14 protein-coding genes, 1 tRNA gene and 1 pseudogene are annotated in these 14,698 nt (G+C 64.8%); 9 read left to right on the plus strand and 7 right to left on the minus strand.

The genetic code is table 11. From position 1 onward, the window contains the following. Positions 1-3 precede the first annotated feature (3 nt). Genes RHODMAR_RS12500 through RHODMAR_RS12515 form a run of 4 tightly spaced genes read left to right on the plus strand, consistent with a single transcriptional unit; the run spans position 4 to position 3,876 of the window. A complete protein-coding gene (locus RHODMAR_RS12500) occupies positions 4-1,143 on the plus strand; it encodes an isobutyryl-CoA dehydrogenase (protein ID WP_008715053.1) in 1,140 nt (379 codons plus the stop codon). Beyond that, positions 1,140-2,198: an enoyl-CoA hydratase/isomerase family protein gene (locus RHODMAR_RS12505; RefSeq protein ID WP_008715055.1), complete on the plus strand. Its 1,059-nt coding sequence runs from the start codon at positions 1,140-1,142 to the stop codon at positions 2,196-2,198. Before RHODMAR_RS12500 ends, RHODMAR_RS12505 begins: the two co-directional genes overlap by 4 nt. Next, positions 2,195-3,103: a 3-hydroxyisobutyrate dehydrogenase gene (mmsB, locus tag RHODMAR_RS12510; protein WP_008715056.1), complete on the plus strand. Its 909-nt coding sequence runs from the start codon at positions 2,195-2,197 to the stop codon at positions 3,101-3,103. Before RHODMAR_RS12505 ends, mmsB begins: the two co-directional genes overlap by 4 nt. Next, complete coding sequence (locus RHODMAR_RS12515) at positions 3,100-3,876, plus strand: enoyl-CoA hydratase (protein ID WP_008715058.1); 777 nt, start codon at positions 3,100-3,102, stop codon at positions 3,874-3,876. The genes mmsB and RHODMAR_RS12515 overlap by 4 nt, the downstream gene beginning before the upstream one ends. Before the next feature lie 17 nt (positions 3,877-3,893). On the opposite strand, the gene RHODMAR_RS12520 is transcribed toward RHODMAR_RS12515, so the two are convergent. The 7 genes from RHODMAR_RS12520 to RHODMAR_RS12550 form a co-directional block, all read right to left on the minus strand. Further along, positions 3,894-4,718: a hypothetical protein gene (locus RHODMAR_RS12520; protein WP_008715061.1), complete on the minus strand. Its 825-nt coding sequence runs from the start codon at positions 4,716-4,718 to the stop codon at positions 3,894-3,896. Positions 4,719-4,820: 102 nt separating this feature from the next. After that, a complete protein-coding gene (locus tag RHODMAR_RS12525; protein WP_008715063.1) occupies positions 4,821-5,354 on the minus strand; it encodes a MarR family winged helix-turn-helix transcriptional regulator in 534 nt (177 codons plus the stop codon). A gap of 83 nt (positions 5,355-5,437) precedes the next feature. Continuing rightward, positions 5,438-6,025, minus strand: coding sequence for a class I SAM-dependent DNA methyltransferase (locus RHODMAR_RS12530; protein ID WP_051047993.1), 588 nt, complete (start codon positions 6,023-6,025; stop codon positions 5,438-5,440). Positions 6,026-6,054: 29 nt separating this feature from the next. Further along, the gene (locus RHODMAR_RS12535; RefSeq protein ID WP_008715065.1) at positions 6,055-6,957 is read right to left on the minus strand and encodes a hypothetical protein; all 903 of its coding nucleotides are present in this window, start codon (positions 6,955-6,957) and stop codon (positions 6,055-6,057) included. Positions 6,958-7,016: 59 nt separating this feature from the next. Further along, a tRNA-Arg gene (locus RHODMAR_RS12540) sits at positions 7,017-7,089 on the minus strand. 67 nt (positions 7,090-7,156) lie between these two features. Further along, a complete protein-coding gene (locus RHODMAR_RS12545) occupies positions 7,157-7,879 on the minus strand; it encodes a DUF305 domain-containing protein (protein WP_008715067.1) in 723 nt (240 codons plus the stop codon). Beyond that, complete coding sequence (locus RHODMAR_RS12550) at positions 7,879-8,760, minus strand: DUF3105 domain-containing protein (RefSeq protein ID WP_008715069.1); 882 nt, start codon at positions 8,758-8,760, stop codon at positions 7,879-7,881. The genes RHODMAR_RS12545 and RHODMAR_RS12550 overlap by 1 nt, the downstream gene beginning before the upstream one ends. 231 nt (positions 8,761-8,991) lie before the next feature. Between RHODMAR_RS12550 and argS the strand changes: the two genes are divergently transcribed. The 5 genes and pseudogenes from argS to RHODMAR_RS12575 form a co-directional block, all read left to right on the plus strand. Next, positions 8,992-10,644 (plus strand): arginine--tRNA ligase, encoded by a 1,653-nt coding sequence (argS, locus tag RHODMAR_RS12555; RefSeq protein ID WP_008715070.1) that lies wholly within the window; start codon positions 8,992-8,994, stop codon positions 10,642-10,644. After that, on the plus strand, positions 10,641-12,062 hold the full coding sequence (gene lysA, locus RHODMAR_RS12560; protein WP_008715072.1) for a diaminopimelate decarboxylase: 1,422 nt from the start codon (positions 10,641-10,643) through the stop codon (positions 12,060-12,062). Before argS ends, lysA begins: the two co-directional genes overlap by 4 nt. Next, on the plus strand, positions 12,059-13,360 hold the full coding sequence (locus RHODMAR_RS12565) for a homoserine dehydrogenase (RefSeq protein WP_008715073.1): 1,302 nt from the start codon (positions 12,059-12,061) through the stop codon (positions 13,358-13,360). Before lysA ends, RHODMAR_RS12565 begins: the two co-directional genes overlap by 4 nt. Beyond that, the gene (gene thrC / locus RHODMAR_RS12570) at positions 13,357-14,424 is read left to right on the plus strand and encodes a threonine synthase (protein ID WP_008715075.1); all 1,068 of its coding nucleotides are present in this window, start codon (positions 13,357-13,359) and stop codon (positions 14,422-14,424) included. Before RHODMAR_RS12565 ends, thrC begins: the two co-directional genes overlap by 4 nt. 19 nt (positions 14,425-14,443) lie before the next feature. Beyond that, positions 14,444-14,698: pseudogene (locus RHODMAR_RS12575) on the plus strand (homoserine kinase); the annotation flags it as partial.

A 14,698-nucleotide genomic window follows, 5' to 3' on the forward strand; every position in this document is an offset into this window, starting at 1 on the left:
GCGATGTTCACACTCAACGAGGACGAACGGGCGATCAACGAGACCGCTCGCGAATTCGCCGACGAGTTCCTGGCCCCCAACGCCATCGATTGGGATCAGACCAAGCACTTCCCGGTCGACGTCCTGCGCAAGGCGGCGGGTCTGGGAATGGGCGGCATCTACATTCGTGAGGACGTGGGCGGATCAGGGCTGACCAGAGTCGACTCGGTGCGGATATTCGAGCAACTGGCCACCGGTGATCCGTCGATCGCGGCGTACATCTCCATCCACAACATGGTCGCCTGGATGATCGACACCTACGGCAGCGACGACCAACGACGGCACTGGCTTCCGGGCCTGTGCGCGATGGACCAGTTGGGGAGCTACTGCCTCACCGAGCCCGGCGCTGGATCGGATGCCGCGAAGCTGAGCACCAAGGCCGTTCGAGACGGTGACGAGTATGTGTTGGACGGCGTCAAGCAGTTCATCTCGGGTGCCGGGACGTCGGAGGTGTACGTCGTCATGGCGCGCACCGGTGCACCCGGGCCGAAAGGCATCTCGGCGTTCATAGTGCCGAAGGGCACGCCGGGCTTCTCGTTCGGAGCGAACGAGAAGAAGATGGGGTGGAACGCACAGCCCACTCGGCAGGTCGTTCTCGAAGGGGTTCGTGTCCCGGCCGAGAATCTACTCGGCAACGAGGGCGATGGTTTTCGGATCGCCATGAACGGGCTCAATGGCGGCCGCATCAACATTGCCGCGTGTTCGATCGGCGGCGCGCAGTCCGCTCTGGACAAGGCCGTCGCGTACCTGGCCGAGCGTAAGGCCTTCGGGGCACGACTGCTCGATGCTCAGGCCCTGCAATTCCGGCTGGCCGATTTCAAGACCGAGCTCGAGGCCGCGCGCACCCTGCTGTGGCGGGCCGCGGACGCCCTGCAGAACGACACTGCAGACAAGGTCGAAATGTGCGCGATGGCCAAGCGTTTCGGAACAGACACCGGATTCGAGGTAGCCAACGGAGCGCTGCAGTTGCTGGGCGGGTACGGCTACCTCGCCGAATACGGCGTCGAGAAGATCGTTCGTGACCTACGGGTCCACCAGATTCTCGAAGGGACAAACGAAATAATGCGCGTGGTCGTGGCTCGGTCGATCGTGGGTGCGGCATGAGCGACGTGATTCTCGAGGTCTCCGGCAGTGTCGGCCGGATCGTCCTCAACCGCCCCAAGGCCATCAACGCACTCGATCACGCGATGGTGCGTGAGATCGCACCGACGTTGGCACAGTGGGCGACCGACGACGCCGTCGACGCCGTTCTGCTGACCGGTGCCGGCGAGCGCGGACTGTGCGCGGGCGGCGACATCGTGTCGATTTATCACGACGCCAAGGACGGTGGCAACGGAAGCAAGGACTTCTGGCGCGACGAGTACATCCTCAACGCCGCGATAGCCAGGTTTCCGAAGCCGTTCGTGGCCATCATGGACGGCATCGTCATGGGCGGGGGCGTCGGCCTTTCGGCGCATGCCAACACACGCATCGTCACGGAACGCTCGAAGATCGCGATGCCCGAGGTCGGAATCGGTTTCGTCCCCGATGTCGGCGGCACTTACCTGCTCTCGCGCGCTCCCGGTGAGATCGGCACTCATTTCGCGCTCACCACGGCACGGATGAACGCCGCCGACGCCATCGCAGCCGGCTTCGCCGATCATTACATCCCGTCGGACAAGCTCGAAGATTTCTACTCGGCACTCGGGACCGTCAGTGTCGGTGAGGCCGTCTCGACGTTCAGTGAGCCTGCACCGGACTCCGCCGTTGTCGGTCAGCAGGAATGGATCGACAAGTGCTACGCCGGTGACGATGTTCAGGGGATCATCGATGCGCTCGCTGCCAGCTCGGTACCGGAGGCCCAGCAGGCGGCGCAGGACATTGCGTCCAAATCGCCCGTGTCGCTGGCGGTGACGCTGCGCTCTGTGCGCCGGGCCGCGACGTTGCCGTCGCTCGAGGCCGTGCTCGACGAGGAGTATCGCGTGTCTGTCGCGTCGCTGAGCAGCCACGACCTCGTCGAAGGAATTCGGGCGCAGGTGGTGGAGAAGGACCGCAACCCGCAGTGGCAACCGCGTACGTTGGCGGACGTCACGCCCGACGATATCGACCGGTACTTCGCCCCACTCGGGGACGCGGAGCTCGGCCTGTCGAACGCACACACAGAAGGTGAGCAGTCATGAGCGAGAAGACGATCGGCTTCATCGGCCTGGGCCACATGGGCGGGCCCATGGCCGCCAATCTGGCCGCGGCCGGTTACACGGTGCAGGGCTTCGATCTGGTGCCTGCGGCGCTCGAACAGGCCGCGAAGGACGGTGTCACCGTCATGGAATCGGCCGTCGCTGCCGTCGCCGGTGCCGACACCGTGATCACGATGCTGCCCAACGGCAGGCTGGTACTCGGGTTGTACGCAGACCTGCTGCCCGAGGCTGCACCGGGAACGTTGTTCATCGACTCCTCGACCATCGACGTCGCCGACGCCCATGCCGCGCACCAGCTCGCCGACGAGGCCGGCCACCGCAGTCTCGACGCGCCGGTCTCGGGCGGTGTCGGGGGTGCCACAGCCGGGACGCTGACTTTCATGGTCGGCGGTTCCGAGGACGATTTTGCTTCTGCCGCCGCAGTTCTCGACGTGATGGGCCGCAAGGTCGTGCATTGCGGGTCGGCCGGCAACGGCCAGGCCGCCAAGATCTGCAACAACATGATCCTCGGCGTATCGATGATCGCCATCAGCGAGGCGTTCGTGCTGGGGGAGAAGCTCGGTCTGAGCAACCAGGCGCTCTTCGATGTGGCGTCGACGGCGTCCGGTCAATGCTGGGCACTGACCACCAACTGCCCGGTGCCCGGTCCCGTTCCGACGAGTCCGGCCAACAACGACTACAAGCCCGGGTTCGCTGCGGCGCTCATGGACAAGGACCTGAGCTTGGCTGCCAATGCACTGCGCGACAACGGCGTCGAGGGTGTTCTCGGCCTACAGGCTGCCGAGCTGTACGCACGATTCAAGGGAACGTCCGGGGGCGGCACCGATGTCGACTTCTCGGCAATCATCAACGACATTCGTGAACGCTCGAACGGAGCAGACCAGTGAGTGATTTCGAGACGATTCTGCTCGAGCGTCGGGGACGCGTCGGCATCATCACGCTCAACCGTCCCAAGGCGTTGAACGCGCTCAATTCTCAGCTGATGCGTGAGGTCGTCTCGGTGGTCGAGGAACTCGAAGCGGATTCCGGGATCGGTGCCATATTGATCACCGGATCCGAGCGAGCCTTCGCCGCCGGAGCCGACATCAAGGAGATGCAGCCGAAGTCGTACATGGACGTGTATCTGGACGACTTCTTCGCGGCATGGGATCGGTTGGCCTCGGCCCGTACTCCGTTGATCGCGGCAGTGTCCGGTTACGCGCTCGGTGGAGGATGCGAACTCGCGATGCTGTGTGATGTGCTGATTGCCTCGGACACAGCGGTATTCGGGCAGCCGGAGATCAAGCTGGGCGTCATCCCGGGAATCGGCGGGTCGCAGCGGTTGACCCGTGCGGTAGGCAAAGCCAAGGCGATGGAGATGTGTCTGACCGGTCGCAACATGAAGGTCGACGAGGCCGAGCGGGCGGGGCTCGTCTCGCGCATCGTGCCGGTAGCGGACCTTCTCGACGACGCCGTCGCGACAGCGACCACCATTGCCGAGATGTCACTGCCGGTCGCCATGATGGCGAAGGAAGCGGTGAACCGATCGTTCGAGTCCAGCCTGCGTGAGGGTGTGCTGTTCGAGCGCCGCGCGTTTCATTCGACCTTCGCAACCGAGGATCAGAAGGAAGGTATGTCGGCGTTCATCGAGAAGCGGACGCCGAACTTCGCGCATCGGTAGGCAGGTGCCAGGCCGTCCTACCTGTCCGGAGACAGGAGGGCGGCTCCGCGCGCGGAGACCAGCTCGGGCATCGGCGGCACCAGCGTCGTCAAGCCCGTTCGTTTCTCCAGCGACCGCGCTATCGAGGTGATGTTCGCACCGCCGCCGACCACGACGATGGACTGAGCTCTCGCACCGGACAATTGGAGGGTCTGCTCCACGAGCATGCCCGCGTACCGCACCGGCCCGGCAATGAGATCGTCGAAGTCGCGCCGGGTCAGTACATGCCGCGCTGCGCCGGTGGGATCCATTGTGCTGACGACGGAGTCGACGCTGAGTTGCTCCTTGAAGGCTCGGCTGGCATCGATGTCGACGCGGACGCCGTTGGACGAGAGCAGCCGGCGAACCGAGTGATCGAGATCGTCGCCGCAGAACGTGGCCGTTCGGCGCGTCATGAGCGTCCGGGAGGACGCGAGATCGATGACGGTGACAGTGGTTCCGGTGCTGCCGATATCGCACAGCACGGTGACACCGTGCTTGGGTACCAGCCCGATGAAACGTAGATAGCGCACTTGCGCAGCGGTTTCCGGTACCAACGACGCACTGCGGGCCGTTCCCTGGGTGGCGACCGACCCTGGATCGGTAGCAACTCGGTACGCGATGGCGGAGAACTGCACCGGCAGTGACATGGTTGCAGCGATGGAGTGGATGGCATCGACGCCCGTCGCGATCGTGGTGGCCAACGACTGCCCGGGAGCGCGGCGCACCGTTCGCGACACGATGGGTGTTCGGTGGGGGCTGTCCAGATACGTCAGAATCGCGCGTGCACCGTGTGCACCCGCCCCGACCCCCAATACCAGCACCCAGACCCGCCCTTCAGCAGAACGACTCCGCTCCGTCCGCAGAGTTATTCCACCACGAACGGTACGGGTGTGCCATTGGGTTGTGACGAGTCACGACTGAACTCAGAACGATGTTGTTATGTCGTCACTGTCGAAATCGCCTGCATCCGAACGCAGTTCCGCCAAGATGCGGATCAGCGCGAGCATCTTGTCTCGCGCGAGGCCTGGACGGGCGAACACCAGCGAGTTCAAGCGCTCGGTCGCCTGCACTGCCAACGTGCGTCCCTGCTCGGTGATTTCGACCAGCGTGGTGCGTCGATCGCTCGGATGCGGAATGCGGCGAACGTATCCAACGGACTCGAGGCGGTCGACAGCATTGGTCACGCTCGTGGGATGCACCTGCAGACGCGCACTCGCCTTCGCCATCGGCAGAGCGCCGTTCTTGGTGAACGTCAGCAGCGTCAACAACTCGTAGCGCGAGAAAGTCAGTCCCGTCGGCTTCAACGCTTCCTCGACCCGAGCCAGCATGATCTGCTGCGCACGCATCAACGACGTCACCGCCGCCATACCGTCGGCGGCCTCGGACCACCCGTGCTCGGTCCACTGGCGGTGGGCCTCTGCAATGGGATCGAGTGGAAGCGGAGACGGTGCTGGCATACACACCATCCTCCCACGATGTCCGGTTCGTGCGTCTACCGAATGACGCGGTCGTCGATCTTCGACGCTCGATCCATGTTGGGTCAAGCCAGCAGTGCAGGCTTTCGTGCCACGGTCACGGCCCAGTCTGCGTCGGCGCGCCAGGGCTTCAGATCCCAGGTGGAGAAACGATGTTCGACGGCGAATCCGACCGCCTCGAGATCGGTGTCGAGAGCGTCGACGGTGTATTCGCGATCGGTGGCGAAGCCCGTCACGAACACCCCGCCCTCGGTCAGGTGCGCCCAAATACGTTCGAGCGCTGCGCGTTCGGTGCCCGGATTCATGTAGACGAGTACGTTGCCCGCAGCGACGGCCGCGTCGAAGGTTCGGCCCAGATCCAGTGTCGTGAGGTCTGCGACATGTACCTCGAGTTCGGTACGTGCCCGGGCGGCCTCGGCGAGAACCGGATCGAGATCCACCGCAGTCACCCGGTGCCCCCGTCGGGCCAGTTCGGCACCGAGCCGGCCGGTCCCGCATCCGGCATCGAGGATGCTCGACGCGGGGGAGACCAACGCGTCGACCATGCGGGCTTCGCCGTGCAGGTCCACACCCTGCTCGGCCAGGCGGTCGAATCGTTCGATGTAACGCTCGGAATCGTCTGCTGAGTTCTCGGCCTGCCATCGTGTGGTCACCCTGTCAGGGTAAGTCAGGTCAGGGTCGGTCAGGTGAGCGCGTCGAGAGCCGCCTGGGCTTCGGTGACCCGAGTGCGGGCGGTGTCGAGCGCTTCCGCTGTCGACTGCGCTCGCTCGACACCTGTCTTCTCCGCTGCCCGCGCCGACTTTGCCTTCGCCCTGGCTGCATCCAGCTCGGCCTCGATGCGCTCGACTTCTGCTGCAGCGCTTCGATTTTCGGACTCGGCCTGCTTCGATTCGGACTGGGCTGCGTCGGCCGCAGCGCGCGCAGCATCGAACTCGTTTTCGGCGGACTCGAGCTCGGCAAGCAGTCTGTTACGTTCGGCCTCGCGCATCCCCTGGACGTCTGCGGTGTCCTCGTCCTCGGGTGCGTCATCGCCGGTTTCCGGCCCGCCGTCGGCAACTCCGTCATCGTCGGGGGCGTCCGGAACCAGCGTGAGCAGAGCAGGTCCGAAGCCGCTGTAGGTTTCGGCCACCACGGTTCGGCCCGCACGGACGCGGTCGCGTATATCTACATCGGCGATCGCCGCGTTCAGGGTGTTGGCAATCTCGCGCGCGGCATTGTCGCCGACGGTTATGCCGAGTTCGCGTCCCATCGAGACGGCCCTGTCGGTAAGCGTGCGTATCGAAGCGCTTCGAGCAGTGGACAACTCGCGCAACCGGTGGCCATCGCCGCGTTGCTGAGCTCGTTCGAGTTGCTCGCCGACGTCGAACAGTTCCGCCAAGGCCGATTCGTCCCGTCGGGCGAGACCGTTGACCAACCATGCCACCACCGTGGGCTTGCGAAGAGCCCCGATGCGGGTGGCTCCGGCCTTGTCGCCGGACTTCTTGAACTGGGCGACATACCCCGACCGATGCGAGACGAACTCGGCGGGTGTCAACGAATAGAGGTCGTCGACGACGGTGTCGATGTGCGGGAGATCCTCGGACATCGGGGTCCACCGTCTCATTCGAGCAGTCACCTCGAGAAGTGACGTGCGTGAAAGATGTGTGCCCCCGGCAGGATTCGAACCTGCGGCCTTTCGCTCCGGAGGCGAACGCTCTATCCCCTGAGCTACGGGGGCGCACCGGCGAACCGGTGTGCCTGTTGGGCTGTACGAAAGACTAGCGCATGCGTGACCGGAGCCGAAATCACCCCATGGGCAGCGGCTGCGCACCCTTCGCTGCGAGCATCTGCTTCATCAGCGTCGCCTCGCTGCTCTGGGTTTCGACCATGGATTTCGCCAAGTTGATCACCGCAGGCGACTGCGCGTGGGCCTGGGCGTACTCCATCATCGCCAAGCCGCCCTCGTGATGGCGGAGCATGAGCTGCAGAAACAGTACGTCGACGTCCGAGCCGGTGGCCTGACGAAGCTCTGCGAGTTCGGTCGAGTTGGCCATGCCCGGCATCGCCCTGGTGGGATCGGCAGATCCGGGATCCATGGACATACCGTCCGTCGAGTGGCCGTGGGCGTCGTCCTCGGTCATCCACGTCATGTAGCCGTCTGTTGCGATGGGGGCCCGGTCCCACAGGGCCAACCAGCCCTGCATCTGCCCTACCTGGTTCTGCTGTGAGGTGAGCATGTCGAACGCCAAGCTCTTGACGGCCTGATCGGGGGCATTGGTCAACGCCACCGCCGCCATCTCGATCGCCTGGTTGTGATGCACGGTCATGTCCTGAGCGAAGCCGACGTCCACCGAGTCCGCTGCGGGTGCGCTGTCGCCGTCCCGGAACGGACTTTGGATCAGAAAGCCCACCGCGACACCGATCGCCAGGACGGCGATCAGTGCCAGCGCCACCAGCGCGGTGCGTTGACTCGGCTTGGCCGTTTCGGTGTTCGTGGTCGCGTTGTCGGGCGTTGTCGAGTCGGTCATCAGTTCGACGGGATCTGGAGATCGCTGGGGAGCTGCATTCCGCCTGCTCCGCTGGTCTCGCTCGTGTCGGGGGTGATGCCGCCGCCGTCCATCGGTACCGCGTCCGGTCCGGGTGCGGAGGCGTCGAACAGGGGTGGGTTGTCCGGGTCGAAGGCGTTGTCACCCGTTCCCGGCACCGACGCGCAGCTGGCACCGACTTCGGGGTACTCGAAACGGTTCAGGCGCAGGGCGGAGATGAACTGACTGATGCGTTCGTCGTCCACGCTGTCCAGCTTGAGCTGGTGACCCCAGGACTGCAGCGACAGCGGGTGGTCGAGACCGGGGTACGGCGACATCATCATCTGGGTTTCGCCGTCGACGCGATCGGCCAGCGTCTGAATCTGATCTGCGTCCAGTTCGTCGGGGTTGTACGTGACCCAGACGGCTCCGTGCTCGAGTGAATGCACGGCATTCTCGGTGCGAATGGCCTCGGGGTAGACGATTCCGGTGCAGGTGGCCCACACGGCATCGTGCGGTCCGCCGAAGGGCGGCGACTGGTCGTAGGCGACCCGCTGCGAACGCGCGACGTGTAGCGCCGCCGGATACTCGTTGACAGTGACGCCGTCGATTCCGGTCGACGGATCCTGATTGCTCTCGCTGGGCGCGAACTTCTGCGCCTCGGCACGATCCTGGTACTTCGGATAGAGGTTGATTCCGAGCCCCGCGACGAGGCCGACCACGACAACGACACCGGCAACCGTCAGCCAGGGAATCTGCCTCCCCTTGGCGACGGGCACGCCGCCCTTCTTCTTACGAGCTGACTTCTTGTTGGCTGCGTTGATGGCTTTGTCTGCCTTCGCAGCCGACTTGTTCTGATTGCCTTTGTCGGGACCCGTTGGCATCGCTGTAGTTGCTCTCTCAGTCGGGGAAAGTTGGTCGTCGGTAGCGCTGGTGGTGCGTATCTGCTGGTGACGGCGGTGACGACGCACCGTCCGGGCAGAGCGCCCTTACTGTACGTTCTCTGCCTGAGAGCGTGCTCAGAGCCTGCAACGACCGGATCGACCGCGTGGGCTCGAAGGCGGACGGGCAGTGCATGCGAGTACGCCGCACACCAGCCAATAGGATGGCTACCTGTGACTCCCGCCGATCTTGCCGAACTACTGCACGCGACCGCCGCGAAGGTGCTCGCCGACCGTGGGCTCGACGCATCCGTTCTACCTGCGAAGCTGACCGTCGAGCGTCCCCGCAATCCCGAGCACGGCGACTACGCGACCAACGTGGCGCTGCAGGTTGCGAAGAAGGCGGGAGCCAATCCCCGCGACTTCGCCGGCTGGCTCGCCGAAGCGCTCGCAGCCGATGCCGCGATCGCCAGCGCCGACGTGGCAGGACCCGGATTTCTCAACATCAAGCTGGCTGCCGCAGCTCAGGGTGAAATCGTTGCGCGTGTGCTGGCTGCCGGTGCGGCATTCGGTGACGGATCGTCGATGGCAGGCAAGAAAGTCAACCTCGAGTTCGTCTCTGCCAACCCGACCGGTCCGGTACACCTCGGCGGTACTCGGTGGGCGGCCGTCGGTGACGCTCTCGGTCGCATCCTGACCGCCCATGGTGCAGAGGTCACCCGCGAGTACTTCTTCAACGATCACGGCGCTCAGATCGCGCGCTTCACTCAGTCGCTCATCGCCGCGGCCAAGGGTGATCCGGCACCCGACAACGGCTACGCGGGCGAATACATTGCCGACATTGCAGCGCACGTGCTCGCCGAGCGACCCGATGCTCTCGCTCTGGACACGGACTCGCAGGAGGAGGTTTTCCGGTCCATCGGCACCGAGTTGATGTTCGCTCGGATCAAGGCGAACCTGCACGAGTTCGGCGTCGACTTCGACGTTTACTTCCATGAGAACTCGCTCTTCGAGTCCGGAGCCGTCGAGAAGTCGGTCGAGTACCTCAAGACGTCGGGGAGTCTCTACGAGGAGGACGGGGCCTGGTGGCTCAGGTCCACCGACTTCGGCGACGACAAAGATCGCGTCGTCATCAAGAGCGACGGCAACGCGGCCTACATCGCCGGCGACATCGCCTACTTCCAGAACAAGCGGCAGCGCGGCTTCGACCTGTGCATCTACATGCTCGGGGCCGATCACCACGGATACATCGGACGCCTCAAGGCCGCCGCGGCGGCGTTCGGTGACGACCCCGAGACTGTCGAGGTACTGATCGGGCAGATGGTCAACCTGGTGCGTGACGGTGTGGCCGTGAAGATGAGCAAGCGCGCCGGAACCGTCATCACCCTCGACGATCTCGTCGACGCCATCGGCGTCGATGCCTCCCGTTACGTCATGATTCGGTCCTCCGTCGACTCGAGCATCGACATCGATCTCGCCCTGTGGGCGAGTGCGAGCAACGAGAACCCCGTTTACTACGTCCAGTACGCGCACGCCCGCTTGGCCTCGCTCGCGCGCAATGCCGCGGAACTGGGCATCAGTGCGGAAGATCCTGACTTGAGCCTGCTCACTCACGAGCAGGAAGGCGAGCTGATCAGGACGATCGGCGAGTACCCGCGCGTGGTGGCCAGTGCTGCCGAACTACGCGAGCCACACCGAATCGCCCGCTACCTCGAAGAGTTGGCGGGGACCTACCACCGTTTCTACGGTGCATGTCGAGTACTTCCACAAGGAGACGAGGAGCCCGGACCTGTGAACACCGCACGACTGGCGTTGGGGAACGCGGCCCGACAGGTCTTGGCCAACGGCCTCGAACTGCTCGGAGTGAGCGCACCGGAGCGCATGTGAGCGCACATCCGGCGGGACCCAAGCATGCCGATGCCCCCGCGAAACAGTCGACGTCCCAGCGCCCGACGGACGCGTCGGAGATGACGACGCTGCCCGAGCAGGTATGGCCACGTAACGCCGAACGGGGCGACGACGGAACCGTCCGTCTCGCCGGAGTCTCGGTCACCGAGCTCGCCGAGCAGTACGGCACGCCGTTGTTCGTCATCGACGAGGACGACTTCCGTGCGCGCTGCCGCGAAATGGCTGCCGCCTTCGGGGCGCCCGAGCGAGTTCACTACGCCTCCAAGGCTTTTCTGTGCGGAGAGATCGCTCGCTGGGTGGCCGACGAAGGGCTCTCACTCGACATCTGCTCCGGTGGTGAGCTGGCCATCGCTTTGGCTGCCGGATTCCCCGCCGACCGAATTGCCATGCACGGCAACAACAAGTCGGTGGCCGAACTCGAAGCAGGGGTGCGCGCCGGTGTCGAGCACGTGGTGCTCGACTCCAATATCGAGATCGATCGCCTCGACGCAGTCGCCGGTGCAGCCGGAGCGGTGCAAGACGTCCTCATTCGCATCACCGTCGGCGTCGAGGCGCATACACACGAGTTCATCGCCACCGCACACGAGGACCAGAAGTTCGGCTTCTCGCTCGCCGACGGTTCGGCACTCGACGCGGTCCGACGGGTGTTCGCTGCCGACAACCTCCGACTCGTCGGGTTGCACAGTCACATCGGGTCGCAGATCTTCGAGGTCGACGGCTTCGAGCTGGCCGCGCACAAGGTCATCGGCCTGTTGCGAGATATCGTCTCGGAGTTCGGAGTCGACAAGACCGCGCAGATCTCGACGCTCGATCTCGGCGGTGGCATGGGTATTTCGTACGTGCCCAGCGACGATCCGCCGCCGGTCGAGCAGCTGGCGGCGAAGTTGACCGAGATCGTGGAGACGGAATCGGCCGCGGTGGGTCTGCCGGTGCCGACCATAGCCGTCGAACCCGGCCGCGCCATCGCCGGACCGGGCACCGTGACCCTGTACGAGGTGGGCACCATCAAGGATGTCACCGTCGACAAGGCGACGCGCCGCCGCTACATCAGTGTGGACGGTGGCATGAGCGACAACATCCGGACCTCGCTCTACCAGGCCGAGTACGACTGTCGTTTGGTCTCGCGGACCAGCGACGCCGAGGCCGTCATGGCTCGTGTGGTCGGAAAGCATTGCGAGAGTGGCGACATCGTCATCAAGAACACGTGGATGCCGGCCGATGTGGGCCCCGGCGACCTGCTCGCCGTGGCAGCCACCGGTGCCTATTGCTACTCCATGTCCAGTCGCTACAACCTGCTGACGCGGCCCGCGGTCGTCGCGGTCAAGGACGGGCACTCGCGCCTGGTCCTGCGGCGGGAAACCATCGAAGATCTGCTCAGCTTGGAGGTTCAGCCATGACATCGAAGCCGATAGGCGTCGCCGTACTCGGACTCGGAAACGTCGGCAGTGAGGTCGTTCGGATTCTCACCGAGAACGCCGAGGACTTCGAGGCGAGAGTCGGTGCGCCGTTGGAAATTCGAGGGATCGCGGTGCGTCGAGTAGACGGTGATCGTGGAGTGCCTGCCGAGCTGCTCACCGACGATCCGGCCGAATTGGTCGGCCGCGACGACGTCGACATCGTCGTCGAGGTACTCGGCGGAATCGATATTCCCCGCAAGCTCGTGCTGTCGGCTCTCGAGAAGGGCAAGTCCGTCATCACCGCGAACAAGGCCCTCCTGGCCGAGTACACCGGGGAACTGGCGGACGCGGCCGAGAAGTCGCGTGCCGACCTGTATTTCGAGGCGGCCGTGGCCGGTGCCATTCCCGTCGTTCGCCCGCTGATGCAGTCCCTCGCGGGCGACCGCGTGAACAAGGTTGCAGGCATCGTCAACGGCACGACCAACTTCATCCTCTCCGCCATGGACGAGACCGGGGCGGACTACGCCGAAACCCTGGCCGAGGCAGGCCGTCTGGGCTACGCCGAAGCAGATCCGACGGCCGACGTCGAAGGCTACGATGCGGCGTCCAAGGCGGCGATTCTGGCGTCCATCGCGTTCCATACGCGGGTGACCGCAGGCGACGTCTACCGCGAGGGCATCAGCACGATCACCTCGGACGACCTCGAAACTGCGAAGTCCCTGGACTGCACCATCAAGCTGTTGGCTATTTGCGAGCGCATCGTCACGCCCAAGGGCAAGGAGCGAATTTCGGCTCGGGTCTACCCGGCGCTCGTTCCCCTCAGTCACCCGCTGGCATCGGTGAACGGTGCGTTCAATGCCGTGGTGGTCGAAGCCGAGGCCGCCGGGCGGCTGATGTTCTACGGGCAGGGCGCAGGTGGCGCGCCGACCGCATCGGCAGTGCTGGGCGATCTGGTGATGGCTGCGCGCAACAAGTTCTACGGCGGACGGGGCCCGCTCGAGTCCACGTACGCCAAGCTCAAGGTGGCACCCATGGGTGACATTCTCACTCGTTACTACGTCAGCATGCAGGTCGCGGACAAGCCCGGCGTTCTGGCCACCGTGGCAGCCGAGTTCTCCAAGCGCGACGTCAGCATCTCCACCGTGCGTCAGCACGGCGCGGGTGACGGAGCCAGGCTCGTCGTGGTGACACATCTCGCGGCCGATTCCGCACTGTCCGAAACCGTTGCATCGCTGGAGCAGCTCGACGTGGTTGTACACGTTGCAAGCGTCCTCAGATTGGAAGGCACTACAGCATGAGCGTCCATACCCCCTGGCCCGGTCTGATCGAGGCGTACCGCTCCCGTCTGGCGATCGGACCCGACTGGAAGACCGTCACGCTGCGCGAAGGCGCCACGCCGCTGCTTCCGGCCGGCCGTCTGTCGGAATTGACCGGCTGCACAGTTCATCTGAAGGTCGAGGGACTCAATCCCACCGGATCGTTCAAAGACCGTGGAATGACCATGGCCGTCACCGACGCGCTCGCCCGTGGTCAGGAGGCCGTGCTCTGTGCGTCCACCGGGAACACCTCTGCTTCGGCGGCCGCCTACGCGGCCAAGGCCGGCATGAGCTGTGCCGTCCTGGTTCCGCAGGGCAAGATCGCCATGGGCAAGCTCGCTCAGGCAGTCATGCACGGAGCCAAGATCATTCAGGTGCAGGGCAACTTCGACGATTGCCTCGAACTGGCCCGTAAGACCACAGCCGAGTTCCCGACCATCGGTCTGGTCAACTCGGTCAACCCCGTCCGCATCGAGGGACAGAAGACAGCGGCGTTCGAGATCTGCGACGCGCTCGGCGACGCACCGGACATCCATGCTCTCCCAGTCGGCAACGCCGGCAACATCACCGCCTACTGGCGCGGGTACTCGGAGTACTTCCGCGACGGTCTCACCACCCGCAAGCCGCGGATGCTCGGTGTCCAGGCGGCCGGAGCTGCTCCGCTGGTACACGGAGCTCCGGTGAAGGATCCGGAGACGATCGCCACCGCCATCCGAATCGGCTCGCCCGCGTCCTGGAACGGTGCGGTCAACGCCAAGGAAGAATCCAACGGAGCATTCCGCGCCGCCACCGACGAGGAGATCCTCGAGGCGTACAGGTTGATCGCGAAGACCGAGGGAGTGTTCGTCGAACCCGCGTCCGCGGCCAGCGTCGCCGGCTTGCTCGCGGCTCGAAAGGAAGGTTGGCTCGAACCGGGCCTGACCGTTGTCTGCACGGTGACCGGAAACGGTCTCAAAGACCCCGATACTGCGCTGTCGGGAATGCCTGTCGTCGAGCCGATTTCGGTCGATCCCGTCGCTGTTGCGGCTGCGCTCGAGCTGGCCTGAGTTGACGGAATCTCCGGCTATGACGACGACACTCCCCATCGGGCTCACGGTCACCGCGCGCGTACCGGCGTCCAGTGCCAACATTGGACCCGGATTCGACAGTCTCGGAATCGCTTTGGGTCTCTACGACGAGATCGAGGTCACGACTACCGCGTCGGGCCTGCAGATCCACGTCGACGGCGAGGGCTCGGCGGACGTGCCGTGGGGGCCGACGCATCTCGTGGTGCGCGCGATAGAGCGGGGACTCGAAGCGGCTGGAGTGTGGGCCGATGGC

It is taken from the genome of Rhodococcus sp. AW25M09, from assembly GCF_000333955.1.
Classification (GTDB): Bacteria; Actinomycetota; Actinomycetes; order Mycobacteriales; family Mycobacteriaceae; genus Rhodococcoides.

What these genes read in the sequence shown, in the direction of transcription:
- RHODMAR_RS12500 (WP_008715053.1), top strand. Translation starts at nt 4, where the DNA reads ATGTTCACACTCAACGAGGACGAACGGGCGATCAACGAGACCGCTCGC.
- RHODMAR_RS12505 (WP_008715055.1), top strand. Translation starts at nt 1,140, where the DNA reads ATGAGCGACGTGATTCTCGAGGTCTCCGGCAGTGTCGGCCGGATCGTC.
- mmsB (WP_008715056.1), top strand. Translation starts at nt 2,195, where the DNA reads ATGAGCGAGAAGACGATCGGCTTCATCGGCCTGGGCCACATGGGCGGG.
- RHODMAR_RS12525 (WP_008715063.1), bottom strand. Translation starts at nt 5,354, where the DNA reads ATGCCAGCACCGTCTCCGCTTCCACTCGATCCCATTGCAGAGGCCCAC.
- RHODMAR_RS12535 (WP_008715065.1), bottom strand. Translation starts at nt 6,957, where the DNA reads ATGTCCGAGGATCTCCCGCACATCGACACCGTCGTCGACGACCTCTAT.
- RHODMAR_RS12545 (WP_008715067.1), bottom strand. Translation starts at nt 7,879, where the DNA reads ATGACCGACTCGACAACGCCCGACAACGCGACCACGAACACCGAAACG.
- RHODMAR_RS12550 (WP_008715069.1), bottom strand. Translation starts at nt 8,760, where the DNA reads ATGCCAACGGGTCCCGACAAAGGCAATCAGAACAAGTCGGCTGCGAAG.
- RHODMAR_RS12565 (WP_008715073.1), top strand. Translation starts at nt 12,059, where the DNA reads ATGACATCGAAGCCGATAGGCGTCGCCGTACTCGGACTCGGAAACGTC.
- thrC (WP_008715075.1), top strand. Translation starts at nt 13,357, where the DNA reads ATGAGCGTCCATACCCCCTGGCCCGGTCTGATCGAGGCGTACCGCTCC.